Genomic DNA, 21,458 nt, shown 5'->3' with positions numbered 1-21,458 from the left:
GAACTTCTTTAGAGGAATCAATAATGAAAAAATTAGCAGCGGTAATTTCAGCGTCTCTACTTATGGCTTCAGCAGCACAAGCAGAAGTATACGTTGGTGGTAAGATGGGTAAGTCATGGATGGAAGACGCGTGTGTAGCGGGCCAGGCTTGTGACAAAGACGATTCTACTCTTGGCGCTTTTGTTGGTTACGAAATGAATAAATACTTCGCAGTAGAAGCGGGTTTCGACAACATCGGTGATTTTAACCAAACTTCTTTCGGTGGCCACGTAGAAGCAATCACTCTTGCTCCTAAATTTAGCCTACCAATCACTGAAGACATCGCACTTTACGGTAAAGTGGGTGGCGCTTACGTAATGTTTGATGGCAAAGATGATTACTCTTACCTAGGCGCGGCTGGTCTTGAATTCAACCTAAGCCAAAACGTAACAGCTCGTGCGGAATACCAAACACTGACTGACATCAGCAACGATGTAACTCGTGCGACAGGTAACACTGCAACACTAGGTGTTTCTTTCAAATTCGGCGGCAACGATGAGCCAGTAATCGTAGAAGAGCCAGTTGTTGTTGAAGAAGTGGTTGTAGAAGAAGTGGTAGAAGAGCCAGTAGTTGTAACGAAAACATTCGAAACTCAAACAATCGGCACTGGTAGCTTCGATCTAAACAGCACAACTCTAAAACCAGAGAGCGCTGCAAAACTTGATAACCTAGTTGCTTTCCTAAACGAGCACCCACAAGCGAACGTTGAAGTTGTAGGTTACACAGATACGTCTGGCCCAGCAGCTTACAACCTAAAAGTTTCTGAGAAACGCGCTGAGTCTGTTGCTAACGCACTCGTTGAAAAAGGTATTGATTCATCACGTATCCAAGCTCGTGGCGAAGGTGAAAACAACCCAATCGCTTCAAACGACACTCGTGAAGGTCGTCAACAAAACCGTCGCGTAGAAGTCGTTGTTCCAGAATTTGAATACCAAGTTCAGCAATAAGCTCCTATTCGACCGTAGTATAGAAGACTGAAGCTGAAAGCCCCAAAGAGTTCGCTCTTTGGGGCTTTTTATTTCTCTTTAAAAACTGACTGAAATGTTCAAAGTGGCCAGGTATTATTTAAGATCAATGCTGTTTAAACGCCCCATAAATGTCAGGATCTCCAAGTTATCTTTATGTGCTTCTAACAACGCTTTTTTGGTTTGCATGTAGGCGGCAAGTTTGCCGTACTTACTAATAGAGCGAACCACCGTTTTATATTTATACTCACCGTCATCATTGAACTCTCGCCACTTGGCGATGTAACACGTATCTCGGTTGTCAGGGTTTTCAAGAGTAGGGTTAGGCTTGTGAACGATTTTAGGCTCAACGCTATGTGGAAGCCTGGTCATTAGGTAAGGGTCTTTCAAAAGACGTCGCCAGAATTTGCCCCACATTTGCCGGCCTAACTCGTTTCTCAGCTTAATGGCTTTTTGTAAGCCTTTCTTTTCTCCAATACGAACAAATCCAACCGAGCGGTGTAGTACCGTATCCTCGGGGGTATGGATATGTATCTTAAAGGCTGTCTTGCCTTTAGAAATAAAGCGGTGTCCAGTGTTAGTTATTAAATTGCTCTTAGACATAGTGCTAACTAATAATTTTATTAATAGCTAAAAGGGTAAGCAAAACTCATAGATAATTAAAGTAATAAAATACAAAACTGTAAATAGGGCTTGTTGAAATGATTTCAAGGGGAAGAAGTCAGATCAGTAGAAGGCTTTATCCCGTAACCGAAACACCTGATCCGATCATATTGATTACTGGGAAGATTACCTAACACGATGTACTAGGGGGAGCAGTGCGAGGCTTGAAATTGAAGATACAAAAAAGCCTTAGCTCAAGTGGGAGCTAAGGCTATGATATGGCGCCCCCAGTAGGATTCGAACCTACGACCTGTCCCTTAGGAGGGGACTGCGCTATCCAGCTGTGCCATGGGGGCGTAATACCAATAGTTGCAGTTCATTGCACTGTTTTACTGAGTTCAAATCTAGCAATCTACCAGATCTGTATCAGCATCACGTTGAACGATTCGCTACGGTCATTGGTATAATCAAATAAGATGCGCTGCCTATGATATTCAAAAGTGAGCATATCTCAAGACTTAATGTTTGCTTTTATAGGATCTTGTTCATTACGTCGCCAATTTGAACGCTAGATGCTAAATTTGGCTGATCAATCGTCAGTTCCGCTTCGTGTTCGTATATGCGTGATACCGTTAATGTAATTTCGCTTTGCGAGACTTTGTTTCTTGGCAATCCATTTTGGTCGATAAACGACGCGGTGTGCCAAAGCTGCAATTTGTCTCCCTCTTTTACGCCGTGCATACGGCCGAGATCCATCGTTACGGTATTACCGAAGACTGCCACAACCTCTGGCAGTGTAATTTTGCAAGATAGCTCCGACTCCAGATCCAACATAATATTGCGACTAACGCGAAGCATCATCTCGCCATAGGTCGATGCCCAAAAACGTGCACTACGAGTGTCCACTTGACTCGTCTTAGCAAATGGCCAACGCGCGACCTCACGGTAGGCTTTGTTGAAGATTTCATGGCCAGTTTTACCATCAAATACTTTCATTTCTAACGCAAACTGACGATTGATGATGTCATCTTGCAATAGTTGAGATTCGACCGTTGCAGTGAGATCGGTAATGACCCCTCCAATGATGTATTGTGCGCCATTGTCTTGCGCGATCATTTGAGTGCGAGCAGGATAGTTGCTGCTTATTGAGTAGTCCGTTGTACCAACAGACACAAAGCTGCGTGAGGTTTGATCAAGTTGACGGTTCACTACGTGGCTAAAATCGTCACCAACTTGATAAATTTGTCCCATCACTGCTTGTTGTGGTGATGCGACCTCAATATTGCCGACCAGCATTGTCTTTTTGTATTGATCGGTGTGGCAACCCGTTGCCGATGGATAAATATCAACGCGGATTTTTACCTCGACTTTACCGCGACGTTTGCGTTCAGACTCCACCAAAATGTAACGGACTTCATGATTGGTAAACTGGTATTCGTTGCGACTTTCTTCTAATAGCGGCATCAAGTTGCTAATACTGCCAATATCTGCGCCCGAAAAATTGACGGCTTTGAACAGCGCGTCTTCCAACGCATGGAGCCTTGCCGTCTCTTCTGAAGAAACGATGGTGGCAACGCCTGTGACTTCATACCAAGATGCCATTACCTTAAAAGGCAGAAGCATCACTAAAGTGATTGAAAACAGACTGTTTAATATTTTTTTCATTGGTTACAACCGTTCGGGTATAAATATTGCTTTAACAAATTCAGTGAAGTTTGGTGGGTTTTTCTTCGTTAGGCAAACAAAGAAAAGCAAAGACTGTTCCAATATTCACTTTCTTGGAAAGGAATTAATAAAGAACGGTATCACCTAAGATTATCTGGAGAATCAAACCATGAAAAAGTGGCTTGTCGCTGCATCGATGATGACGCTTCTGACATCGTGCGCGTACTCACCGATTTACAATGGTAAAGAACCTTACTCGGGAAGCCAGTTCATGCTGATGGATAGTCCGCGTCATACGATGGACTTTTTCATTGAGAGCATGACAGAAGACCTGATGGTTTCTAATGTGGCAGTATCAGCGCGGACACCGATTGCGATTACCTCGTTTGTTGATCTACAAAATATGGATGCAACAAACTGGTTAGGTAACTCGGTCTCTGAAGGTTTTATCCATCAGTTTCAGCGCCGAGGGTTTAAAGTGGTTGATTTCAAAACTACGGGCTCTATTCAAGTGACGCAACAGGGCGATTTTGCTTTAAGTCGTGATTGGCAAGATTTAGCTCAAGAGCAGCAAATTCAGTATGTATTGACCGGAACGATGCTGCGCCAAGAGGGGGGAGTGCTTGTCAATGCACGCGTGGTTGGCATGCAAAGCCGTGTAGTTGTAGCGACAGCGCAAGGTTTCCTTCCGGCTGACCGTATTGGGCGTGACTTAGATACGTTAAATAGCATCCGCACACAAGATGGTGTGTTGATTCGTTCTGACCCTACCATTCGTCAGCCGTACACTGTGATTCTCCGTCCATAGGATAGAAGCATGAAGAAGTTATTATTTATTGTTGCCACACTGATATTGGTTGGGTGTCAGCCATTACAACAGATGCGTCAAGATGAAATCTTAGTGGCGGTGGGCTACGCCAGCGTCAGTGAGCAAACAGGCCGCACAGTAGAAGAAAAGCGTGTACGTGCAATGCGCGCATCAAAAATTGATGCTTATCGTGAGCTAGCAGAGCAAGTTTATGGCATGCGTGTTAGTGGACGTGCAGAGCTGCAAGACCAGCGTTTGGGTATTGAAAGCACCACTGGTGCCGTCGATGGTGTAATTCGTGGTGCAGAAGTTGTGCGTAGTTATCTTGTTGAAGACAGTTATGTGACTGAGCTGCGTCTGGATATCCGTAAGATGGATAAGCTACGTGATTATGGAGAAGTTCAGCAAGTGCCTGAGAAGCGTCAGCAAACTTTGTTTTAAACCATTTCACTAGACAGATAATCTTTTTGAGCGGCTGATTGGTAACAATGAGTCGCTTTTTTATATCTACGTGAGCGCGGGAATTGAGGGTAGGAGTGACGTTTAAGCTTTTATATTGGTGCCAAGCGTCGAGATGGTGTGGGTTTTTCCGCCCGCATTGTAGGTCATGCCAACTTTGCCATGAGTTCGCTGGAGCATGTTGTTGAGTTTATTGAAGCTCAGCTGTGCGCGACTAAGCGATTCGCCATTTACTTGGTTAACTTGTTGACAGTCGAGGACGATCGATTGGATTTGAGCAACAACCTGACTTAGGTGCTCATCTTCAGTAAGTTGATTGACGTGCGGGTGAGAGGCGATTCGCTGATCAGTTGTTCTGAGCTGATCAATGAGCGTCATCTTCTGTTTGGCAATGTTCTCAATCTCGGTAGAGACACGCGCCGTTATTGCTTGTGTTTCTTGGCGTAAAACAGCGGAAAGTGCCTTAGCATTTTCTAGCTGGAAATTAACGAGATCGACTAATGCTGCCATAAAATACTTACCTTCGGCCTAAGTCAGTTAGCTTTTGCCTTGCAATTCGTTTTCAAACTTAATCATGTTGTCAGCCAATTTTTCAGGATCGACTTTGTATGAACCGTTTGTGATAGCTTCTTTGATTGCTGCAACTTTGGCGCTGTCATATGCCGGAGAAGCTGCCATATCCTTCTGGAGTTTACTGACGGCTTTACTTTGCTGGCTGAGTGATACTGCGTCTTGTTGCGCTGGCGCCTTTTTTGATTCTGTCGTGCTGGTAGCATTGGAATCGTTACGTGCAGGTGCGCGACTTGTTGTCGTCATCATTTGCCCTGAACGTATATTATCTATACCTGCCATGTTTAACCTTTGCCTTGTATCGTAATACTGGTATCCAGACTATCGACCAGCGCAAAAATAACTTTAGTCATTTTTTGCATTTTTATTGATCAGTTTAAACACGCTACCAGTGGGTATTAAAAATTAACAGTGATTTCCGCAATGTCAGTCACTATGCCTTCTATTATACGTTGCGACTTATCATTTTTCACTCTTACTTGATCGCCAGCTGAACCATCCTGCAATGCTGTGCCTTGCGTTGTGATCGTCATGCCAGAATTCACCGCTTTGATAATGACCTTTTCATTTCGGCATACCACACAAACATCATTTCTCTCTACGACATCGCCTAAGCGAACATTACGCTTTAGCTTTGCCCCAACCACTTGATCGTAGCTAGAAAATCCATCTTTACGAAAGCGCTGTAGCTCGATCATGGAAGTGGTAACATCCGATGCGCTGACGATTTCTCCTCTCCCTAGTGTTCGTGTAGCGACGATCATTGGTACTGATACCGAGATCCTCACAGGGACATAGACTTTCCAGTCATCCGGTTGGCATTCCACTAACACATTGATGTTACTTCTCGTGCTGCTGGTGGAAGAGGCAGATGTATCTAACGGAACAGGGCAATCCGTTGCTTTTATTCTCGAGTCGATCTCTGCCGCATTAACAGATAGCTCGCCACCATCAGGCTGATCAACCGTAGCAAGAATATGTTGTTCTGCTGCTGTTTTTATTTGCTCGATCTGATTATCTGAAGCTGAATGAACAAAAAAGCTAAACATACTGAGCAAAATGCCGATAGACTTAGCGTACTTTGTAATTAGCGCTCTACATATTGTCATAGTCAATGGTGTCGAAGTGAAAGTGAAATACGCCATACTGTCTCCCTGGTATCGTGCTTGCCAGTGGTAGAGTATCATTTAAAAACAAAAAGTTTGAGATGGAGATGAGCATATGACGGGGATTCTTGACTCGGTGAATCAGCGTACGCAACTCGTCGGTCAGAACCGATTGGAATTATTGACCTTTCGACTGATGGGCCGACAGCGCTACGGCATTAACGTATTCAAAGTGAAAGAAGTACTACAGTGCCCTAAGCTGACTTCAATGCCAAATCTACACCCTCTGGTTAAAGGTATCGCTCATATCCGCGGCCATACCGTGTCCGTTATTGATTTGAGCCTGGCAATTGGTGGCCGCCCAACCACTGATTTAGATAAATGTTTTGTTGTTATTGCAGAATTTAACCGTACGATCCAAGCATTTTTGGTATCATCGGTTGAGCGTATTATCAATATGCATTGGGAAGCGATTTTGCCACCGCCAGACGGCGCAGGTAAAGCGCACTACTTGACTGCCGTTACAAACATTGACAATGAGCTGGTTGAAATCCTTGACGTTGAAAAAATCCTGGCAGAAATTGCGCCAGTTGATGAAACGATGGATTCCGCTATTGGCGAAGAAATCGCACAAGCAGAACAAGAAAAGCCTATTGTACGCCGCATACTGATTGCTGATGACTCGACGGTCGCGCGTAAACAGGTAGAGCGTGCGATTACATCCATCGGTTTTGAGGTCGTATCTGTCAAAGACGGCAAAGAAGCGTACAATAAGTTGATTGAAATGGCTCAAGAAGGCAATATCTACGATCAAATTTCGTTGGTTATTTCCGATATTGAAATGCCAGAAATGGACGGCTATACCTTAACGGCTGAAATTCGCAGACATGCCGATTTGAAAGACCTTTATGTTATCCTCCATTCTTCATTAAGTGGTGTATTCAACCAAGCTATGGTTGAGCGTGTAGGTGCCAACACCTTCATTGCGAAATTTAACCCAGATGAGTTGGGTAACGCGGTTAAATCTGCATTAACACAATAAAAGAGACATTAATGACTGCTATTACAATCAGTGATCAAGAGTATCGTGACTTTAGCCGTTTTCTAGAATCGCAATGTGGCATCGTGTTAGGTGATAGCAAGCAATACCTCGTGCGTAGCCGACTGAGTCCTTTAGTGACGAAGTTTAAGCTCGCATCGTTATCAGATTTGCTACGTGATGTTGTTACAGGGCGTAATCGAGAATTACGAGTCGCCGCTGTGGATGCGATGACGACTAACGAAACCTTGTGGTTTCGAGATACTTATCCGTTCACGGTTTTAGCTGACAAATTATTGCCAGAAGTAGCGGCAAGCAAGCGCCCAATTAAGATCTGGTCTGCTGCCAGTTCATCGGGCCAAGAACCGTATTCTATTGCAATGACGATCCTGGAAACGCAACAGCGCAAGCCGGGCTTGTTACCAAACGTGTCCATTACAGCCACAGATATTTCGGCAAGTATGCTCGAGATGTGTCGTGCAGGGGTGTACGACAACTTGGCTTTGGGTCGCGGGCTTTCACCAGAACGTCGTCGCACCTTCTTTGAAAATGCGGACGGTGGTCGCATGAAAGTCAAAGATAACGTCAAGCGTTTGGTGAACTTTCGTCCACAAAACCTGATGGACAGTTACGCACTGATGGGTAAGTTCGACATCATTTTCTGTCGTAACGTATTGATTTACTTTTCTCCAGAAATGAAATCTAAAGTGCTTAACCAAATGGCGAGCAGTTTAAACCCTGGTGGTTACTTGCTGTTAGGGGCATCAGAGTCGCTAACTGGTCTGACTGATAAATTTGAAATGGTGCGCTGTAATCCGGGCATCATTTACAAGCTTAAATAGCGGTATCTCTTCATTGATAGAAAAGCCTGACTTCGTGTCAGGCTTTTTTGTTTGTTACCTTTCTGCGCCGAGCGCTTCATGTATCACTCAATTAGTTGAAGCGCGTTTTTGCCTTGTGCCCTCAACACGGTGTATCTTTATTAAGTGAGCAAAGTGATACGACATGACATTCCAGTTACTTTGGCTCACTTATTGCTATTTCAATTCACGGTAACCACTAGGTTGGTGTAATGCTTTAGGTTTTGGCATGCTAATTGCTTTTTGGTTATCAATCACGGTCAGTTCTTAATTGTAGAGGCAAACATGGCTATATCTTTTGACAATGCACTAGGCATCCACCAGCACACGGTGGGCGTACGTGAGCGCAATGCAGAGGTGATTTCCACCAACATCGCACAAGCAAACACGCCTGGTTACAAAGCAAGAGGTTTAGACTTTGCGAAGGAATTGCAAGCGGCAACATCTGGGGCAAGCATTGGTCTTAGTCGCACAGATGGTCGGCATATTCCTGCCACTACAACGTTGGTTGGGGACAAGTTATATCGTCTTCCTACGCAACCAGATACGGGAGATGGCAACACGGTAGACTTGGATTTAGAGCGTAACTTGTTTATGCAAAACCAAATCAGACACCAAGCATCACTCGACTTTCTAGGCAGCAAATTCAAGAACTTAACCAAAGCAATCAAAGGGGAATAATTTAGATGAGCTTATTTAACGTTTTCAATGTGACAGGTTCCGCAATGAGCGCTGAATCCGTTCGTCTGAATACTACCTCAAGCAACTTGGCGAACGCCGACAGTGTCAGCAGCTCTGCGAAAGACACTTACAAAGCGCGTCATGCCGTGTTTGGTGCAGAGTTAAGTAACGCCATGCGTGGCGGTGATACGGTGCCAGTGAAAGTGATGGGTATTGTAGAAAGTGATAAACCGCTGAGTGCGGAGTACAACCCAGACCATCCCCTTGCAAACGAAGAAGGCTACATTTACAAGCCTAACGTCAATGTAATGGAAGAAATGGCAAACATGATCTCAGCTTCTCGTGCATACCAAACTAATGTACAGGTCGCTGATTCTAGTAAACAAATGCTGCTGCGTACGCTGCAGATGGGTCAATAAGGATAAGGGGGTAGCGTATGGCCGGAATTAACAACGTTGGTCAAAGCGGCTTGTCCTATATCGACCAGCTTAAAAGTCTACAAGAGAGTAACAAGAAAGCGGAAGAGAGCACGGGTAAGCAGGACCTAAAACAGGAAGACTTCTTATCATTGCTCACGAAGCAACTGTCTCAGCAAGACCCTTTTAAGCCGGTAAGTAATGACCAGATGATTGCGCAAATGGCTTCATTTGCGACCGTTGATGGCATTGGCAAGATGAACACTCAGTTTGAGAGTTTGAATTCGTCAATGACATCAAATCAAGCGTTACAAGCTTCCTCTTTGGTAGGGCGTGACGTATTGGTCCCAGGAGCAGCAGGTGTGAAGCAGGACGACGCACCAATGGCGGCAATGGTTAAGCTTTCACAATCTATCGATAATCTGTTTGTTCGTGTAGAGGATGAAGCTGGCCAACTGGTTCGTACCTTTGAGGTAGGGGCGAAACCAGCCGGCGACACGCGTGTGCTTTGGGACGGTAAAGATGAAAGCGGAAATCAACTGCCAGCTGGCAAATACAAAGTGAAAGCGTCTGGCTTAGTTGAGGGGGAGTCGCAAGAGTTCCCAGTATCGACGTATGCCAACGTAAACAGCGTATTGCTTGGCAAAGGTGACGGAAACGTATTACTCAATCTGGCTGGTTTTGAATCGCCAGTTCGACTTGCAGAAGTATTGGAAGTCGGCAAAGCGTAGTCATAGCTCGCTAGATTAGGAGATTTTGGAATGTCATATGTATCTTTAAGCGGTTTGTCCGCCGCCCAACTGGATTTGAACACCACCAGTAACAACATTGCGAACGCCAACACTTACGGCTTTAAAGAGTCCCGTGCTGAGTTTGCTGATGTTTACTCTAACTCTTTATTTACTAACGCAAAAACCACGCCGGGTGGTGGTGCGCAAGCAAGCCAAGTGGCGCAGCAGTTCCATGAAGGCTCAAGCATTTACACCAACAACCCAATGGATTTGCGTGTTTCGGGTACAGGTTTCTTCGCCGTGGCGAAGGAGCGTCTGACTCCACAACAGAATGAACTGACACGTAATGGTGCATTTCACTTAAATAAAGAAAACTACATGGTGACCGCGAACGATGAGTTCTTATTAGGTTACCAAGTGGACCCAAGTTCTGGTGAGGTTTCTTCATACGAGCCACAACCCATCAATATTCCTGCTGAATTTGGTAAGCCAAAACAAACAGCAAACATTGAAGTGGGTGTGAACTTGCCAGCGAACGGCGATTTGAAAGATCCAACGCAGTTTGATTTTTCAGACCCAGATACATACAACCGTTCAACCTCTTCGACAATTTATGACTCGATGGGTCAGTCTTACAAGCTAACGACGTATTACTTGAAAGATCAGACTCAGCCAAATACATGGAACACTTACTACACCGTGACAGATAAAGAAGGTGAAAAGCCTTTAAATGTTGCGGCTGGTGATGCGCAAACGCCAACAGGTCATGTGGGGCATACCATGAAGTTCAACAACGATGGTACGTTGGCGAGCTTGAACAATGGTCAGCCAATCACTTCTGTGGCTCTGGGCGATCCGGCGACGAACACGACACCAGTCGATATGAATGGTGCCGATCCTGCGCAGACGCTTAACTTCGGCTTAGGCTCAGCAACACAGTTTGCGGCTCCGTTCGAACTGACTAAGTTTGACGAAGACGGTGCAACGACGGGCTTCCTAACCAAAGTTGACTTCGATGAAAACGGCAGCGTATTGGGAACTTACTCAAACGGTGAAAACGTTACATTGGGTCGTGTTGCTCTCGTACGTGTTCCAAACGAGCAAGGTCTGGATAAGAAAGGCGGCACTCAATGGGATTCAACGCAGTTCTCTGGTGACAAGATCTGGGGTGAATCAAATAAAGGCTCTTTCGGCACCATCAATAACGGTATGCTGGAACAGTCAAACATTGATATGACGCAGGAGTTGGTGGACCTGATCTCTGCTCAGCGTAACTTCCAAGCAAACTCACGTTCGCTCGAAGTACACAACCAACTACAACAGAATATCTTACAGATCCGCTAGAGCACTAGCTGGGTCATTCGATACTCTGCTTGAGTAAGCAATGGCGTGTGATTGCTTCTTAGTAATTACCGCTTTGTTCACTTTCATCATGACATTCATCTGATGCTTAGCCTGAATACACCTCACTCAGGCTAAGCATGCTTTGATCTACGATTTGCCGCTGTTGCCGCCGTATGGATCAAAACCTTGCCTCTCGTTACAGTTTTCTGCCCCTATTGACCTCTTTTAATTGTTGATTGTTAATTCAAAGTATTGATTGATAAGCCTATTTTTGTTTTGGCATAACTATTGCTTTTACTCCGTGTACAGAGAGATTTTTTGGAGTAATTTATGGATCGCGCACTGTTTCTCGCAATGAGTGGCGCCAAGCAAAATATGCAGGCACTACAATTGCGCGCTAATAACTTGGCTAACGTAAGCACGACCGGATTTCGGGCTGATTTAGCACAGGCTCGCTCAATGCAGGCTTATGGTGAAGGCCATCCTTCACGTGTGTTCAGCATGACAGAGCGTCCAGGGCATAACTTTGCTCAAGGTAGCGTGATTACAACAGGGCGTGATCTGGATGTGACGATTGAAGGCAGCGGTTGGATATCGGTACTCGATCACACAGGGAAAGAAGGGTTGACCCGTAACGGCAACCTAAAAGTCGATCAAAATGGCATGCTTACCAACGCAAGTGGTCATTTGGTGCTGGGTGAAAACGACGCGCCGATTACTTTGCCTATTCCTCTCTCCAAAATTGAAATCGGTCGGGATGGCACCATCTCTGTACTTCCTCAAGGTGCCCCGGCAGAAGAATTCCAAGCGGTTGATCGCATTAAGCTTGTTAAGCCTAATGATCAAAGCTTGTTTAAAGACACCAATGGCTTATTTCGCCATAAAACTCCAAACCAACCTTACGAAGCAGACGCGACTGTTAGCCTCCAGACGGGAGCGATAGAAGGCAGTAACGTGAATGCCGTAGGTGAAATGACCGCATTGATTGACTTACAACGTCAGTTTGAAATGCAAGTCAAGATGATGAGCACAGCTGAAGAAATGGATAAATCTTCAGATTCACTGCTTCGTATGAGTTAACAGAGTTAGAGGTTCACTATGCATCCAGCACTATGGGTAAGTAAAACAGGTCTAGACGCCCAACAAACCAACATTGCCACGATTTCGAACAACTTGGCGAACGCCTCTACTGTCGGCTACAAAAAGAGCCGTGCAGTATTCGAAGATCTGTTCTATCAGAACATCAACCAGCCTGGCGGCCAGTCATCTCAGAACACGGAACTGCCAAGTGGCTTGATGCTAGGTGCGGGTTCTAAAGTGGTTGCGACGCAAAAAGTGCACACGCACGGCAATGCACAGACAACGACCAACGCACTGGACATGATGGTGGAAGGCGACGGCTTTTTTCAAGTGACATTGCCGGACGGCAACATCGGTTATACCCGTAACGGTCAGTTCACGCTAAATGGTGAAGGCACGTTAGTCACGTCGGGTTCTGGCTACCCTGTAGAGCCTGAAATTGTGATTCCAGAAGATGCGATTTCTATTACTGTCGGTACGGATGGTGAAGTGTCGGTTCGCGTCCGAGGGCAGCAAGACAACCAAGTCGTTGGTCAGTTAACCATTACAGATTTTGTTAACCCGGGTGGCCTAGAGCCAATTGGTCAGAACCTTTACTTACCAACGGGTGCCAGTGGCGATCCACAAGAGGGTGTTCCAGGTTTGGACGGTTTGGGTGAAATTCGTCAATCCATGCTGGAAGCGTCCAACGTGAATGTAACGGAAGAGTTGGTCAACATGATCGAAGCCCAGCGCGTTTACGAAATGAACTCAAAAGTGATCTCGTCAGTCGATAAAATGATGAGCTTCGTTAACCAGCAATTGTAACGATTAAGAGCAAGATTTGAGGAGCTCACGATGAAACGTATTTGCCTACTCGCTTTGATTGCTACGATGTCGGGATGTGCCATGTTGGAACCGATTGAAACGGATGAAGTGACACAAGCAACCACTGTGGTCGACGCAGTAGAAGGCGATAAATCGAAAGAAGAGAGCAGCGGTATTGTAGATACTTTACGTGGTAGAAGTGATCCGGTTGCTGGCGACCCTGCTTGGGCTCCAATTCATCCGAAAAACAAGCCTGAGCATTACGCTGCTGCAACAGGTTCGTTGTTTAGCGCCGAGCACATTACCGACCTATACGACGATTCTAAACCACGTGGTATTGGCGACATTATTACCGTAACACTGGATGAGACAACCAGTGCGACGAAAAGCGCAAATGCCGATTTATCGAAAACCAATGAAGCGCAAATGGACCCGCTTCAAGTGGGCGGAGAAGAGCTGCAAATTGGCGGAAAATATAATTTCTCTTATGACTTAAACAACTCCAACTCATTTGCAGGTGACTCTTCTGCAAAGCAGAGCAACAGCATCAGTGGTTACATCACTGTTGAGGTGATCGAAGTACTGGCAAACGGCAACCTCGTGATCCGCGGTGAGAAGTGGATGACGCTAAATACGGGTGATGAGTACATACGTTTAAGTGGCACTATTCGTCCGGATGATATTAATTTCGACAACACCATTGCATCAAATCGCGTTTCTAACGCAAGAATTCAGTACTCTGGCACTGGTTTGCAACAAGATATGCAAGAGCCAGGCTTCTTGGCACGATTCTTTAATGTAGCGCTATAACACGCCGTGCTGACGGCAATTTGACTGCAAGAGATAAGTAAGCATGAAAAAACTCCTTTTAGTACTGATGAGCGTTGCTCTGTTTTCTACCGTAGCCCAAGCCGCACGTATCAAAGACGTCGCGCAAGTGGCAGGTGTACGAAGCAACCAACTCGTGGGTTATGGTTTGGTTTCAGGCTTACCTGGTACGGGTGAAGCGAACCCGTTTACAGAGCAAAGTTTCGCCGCCATGCTGCAAAACTTCGGCATTCAGATGCCGCCGGGCACAAAGCCAAAAATTAAAAACGTTGCCGCAGTCATGGTTACGGCCGAATTGCCGCCTTTCTCTAAACCGGGTCAGCAAGTGGACGTGACTGTCTCTTCCATCGGAAGTGCTAAAAGTTTGCGTGGTGGCACCTTGCTGCAAACGTTCCTCAAAGGTCTCGACGGTCAAGTTTACGCGGTTGCTCAAGGTAACTTAGTAGTGAGCGGCTTCAGTGCTGAAGGCGCTGACGGTTCTAAAATCGTAGGTAACAATCCAACCGTTGGTCTTATCTCTAGTGGTGCGACAGTAGAGCGAGAAATTCCAAACCCATTTGGTCGTGGTGATTACATCACGTTCAACTTGCTTGAGTCAGACTTCACAACGGCTCAACGTATGGCGGATGCTGTAAACAACTTCCTTGGCCCACAAATGGCGAGCGCTGTTGACGCGACATCAGTGCGCGTGCGTGCTCCTCGTGACGTCAGCCAGCGTGTTGCGTTCTTATCGGCAATCGAAAACCTAGAGTTCGACCCAGCAGATGGTGCAGCCAAAATCATCGTTAACTCACGAACGGGCACCATCGTAGTTGGTAAGCATGTGCGTCTTAAACCTGCAGCAGTAACGCATGGCGGCATGACGGTTGCGATCAAAGAAAACCTGAATGTTAGCCAACCTAACGGCTTTTCTGGTGGGCAAACCGTTGTCGTACCAGACTCGGATATCGAAGTCAGCGAAGAGCAGGGCAAGATGTTTAAGTTTGAGCCAGGCTTAACGTTGGATGACTTGGTCCGTGCAGTGAATCAAGTCGGCGCAGCGCCGTCGGATTTGATGGCTATCTTGCAAGCATTGAAACAAGCTGGTGCCATTGAAGGCCAGTTGATCATCATTTAATGGTTAGGAGGTAGGTATAATGAACAATCCTAACGACATTGGTTTTATTCATGACATCAGTTCGCTGGATACCTTGCGTCAAAAAGCAGTGAAGGAAGGTAAAGATGGCGAGCAAGAAGCACTGCGTGCAGCAGCTCGTCAGTTCGAATCTATTTTCACCTCCATGATGTTGAAATCCATGCGAGAAGCCAATGAGGGCTTTGAGTCCAACATGATGAACAGCCAAAACGAGAAGTTCTATCGACAAATGTTGGATGAACAGATGGCGAGTGAATTGAGTTCGTCTGGTTCAATGGGACTGGCCGATATGATTGTTAAGCAATTAACGGCTGGGCAAGGGAACGACAAAAAAGAAACGGCTATGCGTGATGCGGCAAACAATGCTGCGGAATATCGTCGTGTTGACCCGAAAAAAGCGCGCGAGATTGAACAGCGCTTGATTGAGTCTGGTCAGCTATCTCGACCAAGCAATGAACCCACTCGATTCGATTCACCAGAATCCTTTGTTAACTCGATGAAGCCATACGCGGAGAAAGCTGCGAAAGCCTTAGGTGTCGAGCCATCTCTGCTACTTGCGCAAGCCGCTTTGGAAACGGGGTGGGGACAAAAGGTCGTGAAGAACGCGCGTGGCAGCAGCAACAACTTATTTAATATCAAAGCAGATCGAAGCTGGCAGGGTGACAAAGTGACGACTCAAACTTTAGAGTTCCACGATAACACGCCAGTGAAAGAGACGGCAGCGTTTCGCTCCTACTCAAGTTACGAAGACAGCTTTAATGACTTTGTACGATTTTTGAATGACAACCCACGTTACGAGACAGCATTGCAGAAACGCGGGAATTCAGAGTTGTTTATTCGCGGTATCCACAGTGCGGGTTACGCGACCGATCCGAATTACGCAGATAAAGTCCTGCAGGTGAAGGATAAAATCGAAAGTATGTAATGTCTCTGCGACAATTTATGACGTTCTCGAAGGCTTGCCATAGTGCAAGCCTTCACTTTATCTGAACATCTACGCCTTTCTATCACTTGGCACATCTTTTGCTTTTAATGTGTCTAGGTGATCGGTTTTGCCGATTTATATTTCGTTTTCGGGGGCATGTATGGCGTCAGATCTTCTGAATGTAGGTACTCAAAGTGTGCTTACTGCTCAGAGACAATTAAACACCACTGGTCATAACATTTCTAATGTTAATACAGAGGGTTATAGCCGTCAGTCTGTTATCCAAGGTACGAATGATCCGCGCATGTTTGGTGGTTCTACCTACGGCATGGGTGTGCATGTGGAAAATGTTCGCCGCTCGTGGGATCAGTTTGCCGTGAATGAACTGAACCTGTCGTCGACTAACAATGCCAACAAAACGGATACCCAAGACAATCTTGATATGCTCTCTAGCATGTTGAGTTCAGTGGCATCGAAGAAAATTCCCGAGAACCTGAATGAGTGGTTCGATGCGGTAAAAACCATGGCAGATACCCCGAACGATTTAGGGGCACGAAAAGTGGTATTGGAAAAGGCGAAAATCTTCTCTGATACATTAAATGATTTCCACGAAACCGTGCGAATGCAATCTGATGTCACCAATAAAAAATTGGATATGGGCATTGAGCGCGTTAACCAACTTGCGTTGGAAATTCGCGATATTCATCGACTGATGATGCGTACTCCCGGTCCACATAATGACCTGATGGATCAGCATGAAAAGCTAGTTACTGAGCTGTCAGAGTACACCAAAGTTACCGTAACCCCACGCAAAAATGCGGAAGGGTTTAATGTTCATATCGGCAATGGACACACTCTTGTTTCTGGCACGGAAGCAAGCCAGCTCAAAATGATCGATGGCTATCCGGATGTTCATCAAAGACGCTTAGCAATGGTGGAAGGGGATGGCATTAAAGCGATCAAGTCTGACGACATGGATGGCAAAATCGGCGCTTTGCTTGAAATGCGCGACAAACACATTCCACAACTGCAAGATGAAATGGGCCGTTTAGCGACGGGTTTCTCCTACAAAATTAATCAGCTGCAATCTCAAGGTCTGGATCTTAACGGTAAGATAGGTAAAGACGTATTTACCGACGTGAACTCTGAGCTGGTGGCAAAATCTCGAGTTTTTGCTGCGCCTGACTCTCAAGCTGATGTTGCGGTTTACATTGATGATATTTCAGCGATCAAAGGTGGTGAATATTCGCTACGTTATGATGGCGACCAGTATAGCGTGACAACACCGAAAGGTGAGCAAATGTCGTTGAACATTGATCAATCAGATTCTTCGTTTGTTCTGGATGGTATGAAAGTGCAAATCGGTGAAGGTCTTGCCGCTGGTGAGCGCGTATTATTGCGCCCAACACGAAGTGGCGCAGCCATCATCAAGATGGAAACCAATGATGCAAAAGCCATTGCCGCGCAAAGTTATGAAGCTTCAACCACTTTTGCTCAAGGTAACGCCAAGTTCAAAATTCGTGAGGCGGGGGATGTTAAAGAGTTTGAGGTCACCGTACAACCAGCCGACGAGAAACATGATAAGCCATGGTTAAAGATCACGGACAACAAAGGCAATTTGCTATCGGACAAATACTCATACCCGCTAGACAAAGATAACCCGATGATTGAAATCTCAGTGCCGAAAAGTCATCCGCTGTATAAAAATGGCGATGCGACTGTATTTGAGCTGAGCGAAGGTGCGCTGATGAATGACAAGTTCACCGCAAACTTGGTGCCTTCTGAAGGTGGTAACGGCAACTTGAGAAAAATGCAGAAGATCCAAACAGACAAGATGATGGATGGAAAATCCAGTACCTTGATCGATGTTTATCATAACCTCAATACTGAAGTTGGACTGAAGTCTTCTACAGCAAACCGTTTAGCCTCCGTCGCTCGTTTAGAGCATGAAGCGGCGCAAGAGCGCGTTGCTTCTATTTCTGGTGTTAACCTCGATGAAGAAGCGGCCAACATGATGAAGTTTCAACAAGCGTACATGGCTTCATCACGTGTGATGCAAGCGGCGAACGATACCTTCAATACCATTTTACAACTGAGGTAAGGAGAAGAGATAAGTGCTAACCCGAATTTCTAGTTTCCATAACTATCAGTCCGTACAAAATGATCTGCGTCGTCAAGAGAATAAGGTTCACCACAACCAAGAGCAGCTTGCTTCAGGGAAAAAGTTACTGAAACCTAGTGACGACCCCCTCGCTGCGCATTACATCCAAAACATTAGTCAGCAACAAGAACAGCTACAACAATATCTTAGCTCGATAGTGTTGGTGCGTAATCGTCTAGAAAACCACGAAGTTAATATCGCCAATGCGGAGAATTTTGCCGACGAGTCGAAGCGCTTAACGATGGAGATGATTAACGGTGCCTTTTCTGCTGAAGACCGACAAGCAAAGAAGCGTGAGCTAGAAGAGATTGCGAACAACTTCCTTAACTTGGTGAACTCGCAAGATGAATCTGGTAACTACGTGTTTGCTGGCACTAAGCCAAAAAGCCAACCATTTTATCGCGATAAAGATGGTAGCGTGCAATACGCTGGGGACGATTATCAGCGCAAAATGAAAGTTTCTAGCATGCTTGAGATGCCAATGAACGATCCTGGCAGCAAGCTGTTTATGGAGATACCAAACCCATTTGGCGATTATCAGCCGAATTACGATCTACAAAACGGTTCTGAGTTGCTATTAAACAGAGCCACTAACGTTGATACGAAGGATGATGCGGCGTATCGCGTGACATTTGTCGATATGAATAACGGCAAATTTGGTTACCAATTAGAGCGTAACGGCAAAGTAGTGGATGCCGATGAGTTTTCTCCAGAGAAAGGGATTGAATACAAAGGCCTGAAAGTGCACGTAAAAGGCCAAATTACGCCTGGTGACAGCATTGAGATCGAAAAGCGGGCAGAGTTCAGCATTTTCGATACCTTCAAGGATGCAATGGCATGGTCAGACAAATCGGTTTCGGATACGTCGGCGACCGCCAAATTGCACCAAATGACAGAAGAATTCCACGCTGCTTTTATCCATTTGAATAAAGCGCGTACAGATGCCGGTGCTCGATTGAGTACGCTGGATATCCAAGAGCAAAATCATGAAGACTTTAATTTGTCTCTCGCAAAAGCGAAGAGCAACTTTGAGGACTTGGATTACTCTAAAGCCGTGATCGAGTTCAGTGAAAACTCGCGAGCGTTACAGGCATCGCAACAAGCATTCGGTAAGACCAAAGATCTAACGTTGTTTAACTACATCTAGTACGGCACTCATACACATTGTCTGATTTTGATGCCTTATGTGCAAAGCCTTAAGCGCGATAAGTCGGCGTAACCTGAGAGTCTGAGATGTCATGCGGCACGATTTTACCCAAAGCGGCAATGAGGCGGGAGGCAAGTCGGGCGGCAACAGGGCAGCGTTCAATACCCTTGGGCTAAGATGAGTCTGACAAACCTGAAATAGCTTAATGATAAAGCTAACTTATTGTTTATTTGATTCTTTTAAAAGCAGTTAAATAATTTACGCAAGTTGGCACACAAATTGTATTGAAAATATCAGAACAGATTTAGAGATTCTAAACCCTGCGTTTAAGGCAGATTTAGCAAGTAACTTTTACGGTCAGTGCTTATCCAAATGAGAGTAAAGCTGGCCGCTTCGCAAAAGCTTGCGAACTCAACAGGAGAGCAAAATGGCTGTAACAGTTAGTACTAACGTCTCCGCGATGACCGCGCAGCGTTACCTAAACAAAGCGACTGATGAATTAAACACGTCGATGGAGCGCTTATCTTCAGGACATAAGATTAACAGTGCAAAAGATGATGCGGCAGGTCTACAGATCTCTAACCGCTTAACTGCACAGTCTCGTGGCCTAGATGTCGCAATGCGTAACGCGAACGATGGTATCTCGATTGCACAAACCGCTGAAGGTGCGATGAATGAGGCAACCTCTGTCATGCAACGAATGCGTGACCTTGCGATTCAATCATCGAACGGTACTAACTCTCCAGCTGAGCGTCAGGCGATCAACGAAGAGTCAATGGCATTGATTGACGAGCTAAACCGTATTGCAGAAACCACTTCATTTGGTGGTCGTCGTCTATTGAACGGCTCATTCGGTGAAGCAGCATTCCAGATTGGTGCGAGCTCAGGAGAAGCCATGATCATGGGACTCACCAGCATTCGTGCGGACGATACTCGCATGGGCGGTGTGACCTTCTTATCTGAAAATGGTAAAGATAAAAACTGGAGCGTTGACCCAGCTAAATCTGACTTGAAGATCACGCTACCAGGTATGGGTGAAGACGAAGACGGCAATGTTGATGATCTAGAAATCAACATTAATGCCAAAGCGGGCGACGACATCGAAGAGCTTGCCACTTACATTAATGGTCAGTCTGATATGATTAATGCGTCTGTAAGTGAAGATGGCAAGTTGCAAGTTTTTGTCGCGCATCCAAACGTTCAGGGCGAGATTTCCATTTCTGGTGGATTAGCATCTGAGCTTGGCCTGAGTGATGAACCTATCAGAACGTCAGTACAAGATATTGATATGACCACGGTACAAGGTTCTCAAAACGCGATTTCTGTGCTGGATTCGGCACTGAAATACGTAGACTCGCAACGTGCAGACTTAGGTGCGAAGCAAAACCGTTTGAGTCACAGCATCAACAACTTGGCGAATATCCAAGAAAACGTTGACGCATCGAACAGCCGAATTAAAGATACAGATTTTGCGAAAGAAACCACGCAAATGACCAAAGCACAAATTTTGCAACAGGCAGGTACATCGATTCTTGCTCAAGCGAAACAGTTGCCAAACTCTGCAATGTCACTATTGCAGTAGTTTACTTAGCCTGTACTCAATACATTCAGACGTGGATGGGAATGCAGGCTTTTGGCAAGCAGCTTTACAATAGAATGAGCGGCTCTCTCATCTCTCACCTGCCAATCATTTTCAATGTAAAGTTGCACTCGGTATGCCGGAAATGTGTTCATTTCTCTTGATCTCCACATAGGCTCTGGCGACCAACCTAGCCCCAGTTCTCTCAAAGGAAAAGGGGCTTTTTCTTTTCTAATTTTCACGTCTATCGTCTGCGAACTTACCTTTAATTGTTTCCTTTTGCTGGTTTTCTATACAATTTAGCCCTCTCGGCTCGATTTGTGGAAACTTGAGCACTTTTTCTTACTTTTCTTCAATTTTATTAGCTAAATCTCGCAATGTTATTTTTTTAAACTTTTTTCTAAAGCTTCTGAATTTGGTGTCGTTAATAGAGGTAACTTTGAGAGAACTACTTGGTTTTCCGAGACGTCGGAAACCGCTACACCGGAAAATCAATTGGAGAAATCACCA

The 21,458-nt window shown here is 45.5% G+C and carries 22 protein-coding genes and 1 tRNA gene; 17 read left to right on the top strand and 6 right to left on the bottom strand.

The window, feature by feature from the left end; all coding sequences use genetic code 11:
• Positions 1-23: 23 nt before the first annotated feature.
• The gene (locus R7093_RS15340) at positions 24-986 is read left to right on the top strand and encodes an OmpA family protein (RefSeq protein ID WP_005382010.1); all 963 of its coding nucleotides are present in this window, start codon (positions 24-26) and stop codon (positions 984-986) included.
• 114 nt (positions 987-1,100) lie between these two features.
• On the opposite strand, the gene R7093_RS15335 is transcribed toward R7093_RS15340, so the two are convergent.
• The 3 genes from R7093_RS15335 to R7093_RS15325 form a co-directional block, all read right to left on the bottom strand.
• Positions 1,101-1,607, bottom strand: coding sequence for a hypothetical protein (locus R7093_RS15335; RefSeq protein ID WP_005382011.1), 507 nt, complete (start codon positions 1,605-1,607; stop codon positions 1,101-1,103).
• A 279-nt stretch (positions 1,608-1,886) separates the two neighbouring features.
• A tRNA-Arg gene (locus tag R7093_RS15330) sits at positions 1,887-1,963 on the bottom strand.
• 175 nt (positions 1,964-2,138) lie between these two features.
• Positions 2,139-3,272 carry a flagellar assembly protein FlgT gene (locus tag R7093_RS15325; RefSeq protein WP_025768949.1) on the bottom strand — a complete coding sequence of 378 codons (1,134 nt, stop codon included), beginning with the start codon at positions 3,270-3,272 and terminating at the stop codon, positions 2,139-2,141.
• 169 nt (positions 3,273-3,441) lie between these two features.
• On the opposite strand from R7093_RS15325, the gene R7093_RS15320 reads away from it, so the two are divergent.
• Both R7093_RS15320 and flgP read left to right on the top strand, forming a co-directional pair.
• Entirely contained in the window at positions 3,442-4,080 is a 639-nt protein-coding gene (locus R7093_RS15320; protein ID WP_005382013.1) for a FlgO family outer membrane protein, read from the top strand.
• Between the two features lie 9 nt (positions 4,081-4,089).
• Positions 4,090-4,521 carry a flagellar assembly lipoprotein FlgP gene (gene flgP / locus R7093_RS15315; protein WP_005382014.1) on the top strand — a complete coding sequence of 144 codons (432 nt, stop codon included), beginning with the start codon at positions 4,090-4,092 and terminating at the stop codon, positions 4,519-4,521.
• A 102-nt stretch (positions 4,522-4,623) separates the two neighbouring features.
• Here flgP and R7093_RS15310 read toward each other — a convergent pair whose 3' ends face one another.
• From R7093_RS15310 to flgA, 3 genes are all read right to left on the bottom strand, one after another.
• Positions 4,624-5,049 carry a flagella synthesis protein FlgN gene (locus R7093_RS15310; RefSeq protein ID WP_005382015.1) on the bottom strand — a complete coding sequence of 142 codons (426 nt, stop codon included), beginning with the start codon at positions 5,047-5,049 and terminating at the stop codon, positions 4,624-4,626.
• A 27-nt stretch (positions 5,050-5,076) separates the two neighbouring features.
• Entirely contained in the window at positions 5,077-5,391 is a 315-nt protein-coding gene (flgM, locus tag R7093_RS15305; protein ID WP_005382018.1) for a flagellar biosynthesis anti-sigma factor FlgM, read from the bottom strand.
• Positions 5,392-5,507: 116 nt separating this feature from the next.
• Positions 5,508-6,254 (bottom strand): flagellar basal body P-ring formation chaperone FlgA, encoded by a 747-nt coding sequence (gene flgA, locus R7093_RS15300; RefSeq protein WP_005382020.1) that lies wholly within the window; start codon positions 6,252-6,254, stop codon positions 5,508-5,510.
• A gap of 76 nt (positions 6,255-6,330) precedes the next feature.
• Here flgA and R7093_RS15295 point away from each other — a divergent pair, with 76 nt between their 5' ends.
• The 14 genes from R7093_RS15295 to R7093_RS15230 all read left to right on the top strand — a co-directional run bounded on the left by R7093_RS15295 (position 6,331) and on the right by R7093_RS15230 (position 20,951).
• On the top strand, positions 6,331-7,257 hold the full coding sequence (locus tag R7093_RS15295; protein ID WP_005382022.1) for a chemotaxis protein CheV: 927 nt from the start codon (positions 6,331-6,333) through the stop codon (positions 7,255-7,257).
• An 11-nt stretch (positions 7,258-7,268) separates the two neighbouring features.
• Positions 7,269-8,096: a CheR family methyltransferase gene (locus R7093_RS15290; RefSeq protein WP_005382024.1), complete on the top strand. Its 828-nt coding sequence runs from the start codon at positions 7,269-7,271 to the stop codon at positions 8,094-8,096.
• A 303-nt stretch (positions 8,097-8,399) separates the two neighbouring features.
• On the top strand, positions 8,400-8,795 hold the full coding sequence (gene flgB / locus R7093_RS15285; protein WP_005382026.1) for a flagellar basal body rod protein FlgB: 396 nt from the start codon (positions 8,400-8,402) through the stop codon (positions 8,793-8,795).
• A gap of 5 nt (positions 8,796-8,800) precedes the next feature.
• A complete protein-coding gene (flgC, locus tag R7093_RS15280; protein ID WP_005393132.1) occupies positions 8,801-9,214 on the top strand; it encodes a flagellar basal body rod protein FlgC in 414 nt (137 codons plus the stop codon).
• 17 nt (positions 9,215-9,231) lie between these two features.
• Positions 9,232-9,942 (top strand): flagellar hook assembly protein FlgD, encoded by a 711-nt coding sequence (flgD, locus tag R7093_RS15275; protein ID WP_047102910.1) that lies wholly within the window; start codon positions 9,232-9,234, stop codon positions 9,940-9,942.
• Positions 9,943-9,972: 30 nt separating this feature from the next.
• Positions 9,973-11,286, top strand: coding sequence for a flagellar hook protein FlgE (gene flgE, locus R7093_RS15270; protein ID WP_005382030.1), 1,314 nt, complete (start codon positions 9,973-9,975; stop codon positions 11,284-11,286).
• A gap of 330 nt (positions 11,287-11,616) precedes the next feature.
• The gene (gene flgF / locus R7093_RS15265; RefSeq protein ID WP_005382031.1) at positions 11,617-12,366 is read left to right on the top strand and encodes a flagellar basal-body rod protein FlgF; all 750 of its coding nucleotides are present in this window, start codon (positions 11,617-11,619) and stop codon (positions 12,364-12,366) included.
• A gap of 18 nt (positions 12,367-12,384) precedes the next feature.
• A complete protein-coding gene (flgG, locus tag R7093_RS15260; RefSeq protein WP_005382032.1) occupies positions 12,385-13,173 on the top strand; it encodes a flagellar basal-body rod protein FlgG in 789 nt (262 codons plus the stop codon).
• A 30-nt stretch (positions 13,174-13,203) separates the two neighbouring features.
• The gene (flgH, locus tag R7093_RS15255; protein ID WP_005382033.1) at positions 13,204-13,983 is read left to right on the top strand and encodes a flagellar basal body L-ring protein FlgH; all 780 of its coding nucleotides are present in this window, start codon (positions 13,204-13,206) and stop codon (positions 13,981-13,983) included.
• Positions 13,984-14,026: 43 nt separating this feature from the next.
• Complete coding sequence (locus R7093_RS15250) at positions 14,027-15,118, top strand: flagellar basal body P-ring protein FlgI (RefSeq protein WP_005393118.1); 1,092 nt, start codon at positions 14,027-14,029, stop codon at positions 15,116-15,118.
• Between the two features lie 16 nt (positions 15,119-15,134).
• Complete coding sequence (gene flgJ / locus R7093_RS15245; RefSeq protein ID WP_115385802.1) at positions 15,135-16,061, top strand: flagellar assembly peptidoglycan hydrolase FlgJ; 927 nt, start codon at positions 15,135-15,137, stop codon at positions 16,059-16,061.
• A gap of 160 nt (positions 16,062-16,221) precedes the next feature.
• Positions 16,222-18,162 carry a flagellar hook-associated protein FlgK gene (flgK, locus tag R7093_RS15240; RefSeq protein ID WP_318146725.1) on the top strand — a complete coding sequence of 647 codons (1,941 nt, stop codon included), beginning with the start codon at positions 16,222-16,224 and terminating at the stop codon, positions 18,160-18,162.
• A gap of 13 nt (positions 18,163-18,175) precedes the next feature.
• Positions 18,176-19,369 (top strand): flagellar hook-associated protein FlgL, encoded by a 1,194-nt coding sequence (gene flgL, locus R7093_RS15235; RefSeq protein ID WP_047102907.1) that lies wholly within the window; start codon positions 18,176-18,178, stop codon positions 19,367-19,369.
• A gap of 427 nt (positions 19,370-19,796) precedes the next feature.
• Positions 19,797-20,951, top strand: coding sequence for a flagellin (locus R7093_RS15230; protein WP_005382038.1), 1,155 nt, complete (start codon positions 19,797-19,799; stop codon positions 20,949-20,951).
• Positions 20,952-21,458 lie beyond the last annotated feature (507 nt).

This window comes from Vibrio sp. 1580 (assembly GCF_033340055.1).
This window is presented reverse-complemented; position numbering and strand designations above follow the sequence as displayed.

What these genes read in the sequence shown, in the direction of transcription:
- flgA (WP_005382020.1), bottom strand. Translation starts at nt 6,254, where the DNA reads ATGGCGTATTTCACTTTCACTTCGACACCATTGACTATGACAATATGT.
- R7093_RS15310 (WP_005382015.1), bottom strand. Translation starts at nt 5,049, where the DNA reads ATGGCAGCATTAGTCGATCTCGTTAATTTCCAGCTAGAAAATGCTAAG.
- flgP (WP_005382014.1), top strand. Translation starts at nt 4,090, where the DNA reads ATGAAGAAGTTATTATTTATTGTTGCCACACTGATATTGGTTGGGTGT.
- flgK (WP_318146725.1), top strand. Translation starts at nt 16,222, where the DNA reads ATGGCGTCAGATCTTCTGAATGTAGGTACTCAAAGTGTGCTTACTGCT.
- flgF (WP_005382031.1), top strand. Translation starts at nt 11,617, where the DNA reads ATGGATCGCGCACTGTTTCTCGCAATGAGTGGCGCCAAGCAAAATATG.
- R7093_RS15295 (WP_005382022.1), top strand. Translation starts at nt 6,331, where the DNA reads ATGACGGGGATTCTTGACTCGGTGAATCAGCGTACGCAACTCGTCGGT.
- R7093_RS15325 (WP_025768949.1), bottom strand. Translation starts at nt 3,272, where the DNA reads ATGAAAAAAATATTAAACAGTCTGTTTTCAATCACTTTAGTGATGCTT.
- flgG (WP_005382032.1), top strand. Translation starts at nt 12,385, where the DNA reads ATGCATCCAGCACTATGGGTAAGTAAAACAGGTCTAGACGCCCAACAA.
- R7093_RS15230 (WP_005382038.1), top strand. Translation starts at nt 19,797, where the DNA reads ATGGCTGTAACAGTTAGTACTAACGTCTCCGCGATGACCGCGCAGCGT.
- flgE (WP_005382030.1), top strand. Translation starts at nt 9,973, where the DNA reads ATGTCATATGTATCTTTAAGCGGTTTGTCCGCCGCCCAACTGGATTTG.
- flgH (WP_005382033.1), top strand. Translation starts at nt 13,204, where the DNA reads ATGAAACGTATTTGCCTACTCGCTTTGATTGCTACGATGTCGGGATGT.
- R7093_RS15340 (WP_005382010.1), top strand. Translation starts at nt 24, where the DNA reads ATGAAAAAATTAGCAGCGGTAATTTCAGCGTCTCTACTTATGGCTTCA.
- flgB (WP_005382026.1), top strand. Translation starts at nt 8,400, where the DNA reads ATGGCTATATCTTTTGACAATGCACTAGGCATCCACCAGCACACGGTG.
- flgD (WP_047102910.1), top strand. Translation starts at nt 9,232, where the DNA reads ATGGCCGGAATTAACAACGTTGGTCAAAGCGGCTTGTCCTATATCGAC.
- R7093_RS15250 (WP_005393118.1), top strand. Translation starts at nt 14,027, where the DNA reads ATGAAAAAACTCCTTTTAGTACTGATGAGCGTTGCTCTGTTTTCTACC.
- R7093_RS15290 (WP_005382024.1), top strand. Translation starts at nt 7,269, where the DNA reads ATGACTGCTATTACAATCAGTGATCAAGAGTATCGTGACTTTAGCCGT.
- flgC (WP_005393132.1), top strand. Translation starts at nt 8,801, where the DNA reads ATGAGCTTATTTAACGTTTTCAATGTGACAGGTTCCGCAATGAGCGCT.
- flgM (WP_005382018.1), bottom strand. Translation starts at nt 5,391, where the DNA reads ATGGCAGGTATAGATAATATACGTTCAGGGCAAATGATGACGACAACA.
- R7093_RS15335 (WP_005382011.1), bottom strand. Translation starts at nt 1,607, where the DNA reads ATGTCTAAGAGCAATTTAATAACTAACACTGGACACCGCTTTATTTCT.
- R7093_RS15320 (WP_005382013.1), top strand. Translation starts at nt 3,442, where the DNA reads ATGAAAAAGTGGCTTGTCGCTGCATCGATGATGACGCTTCTGACATCG.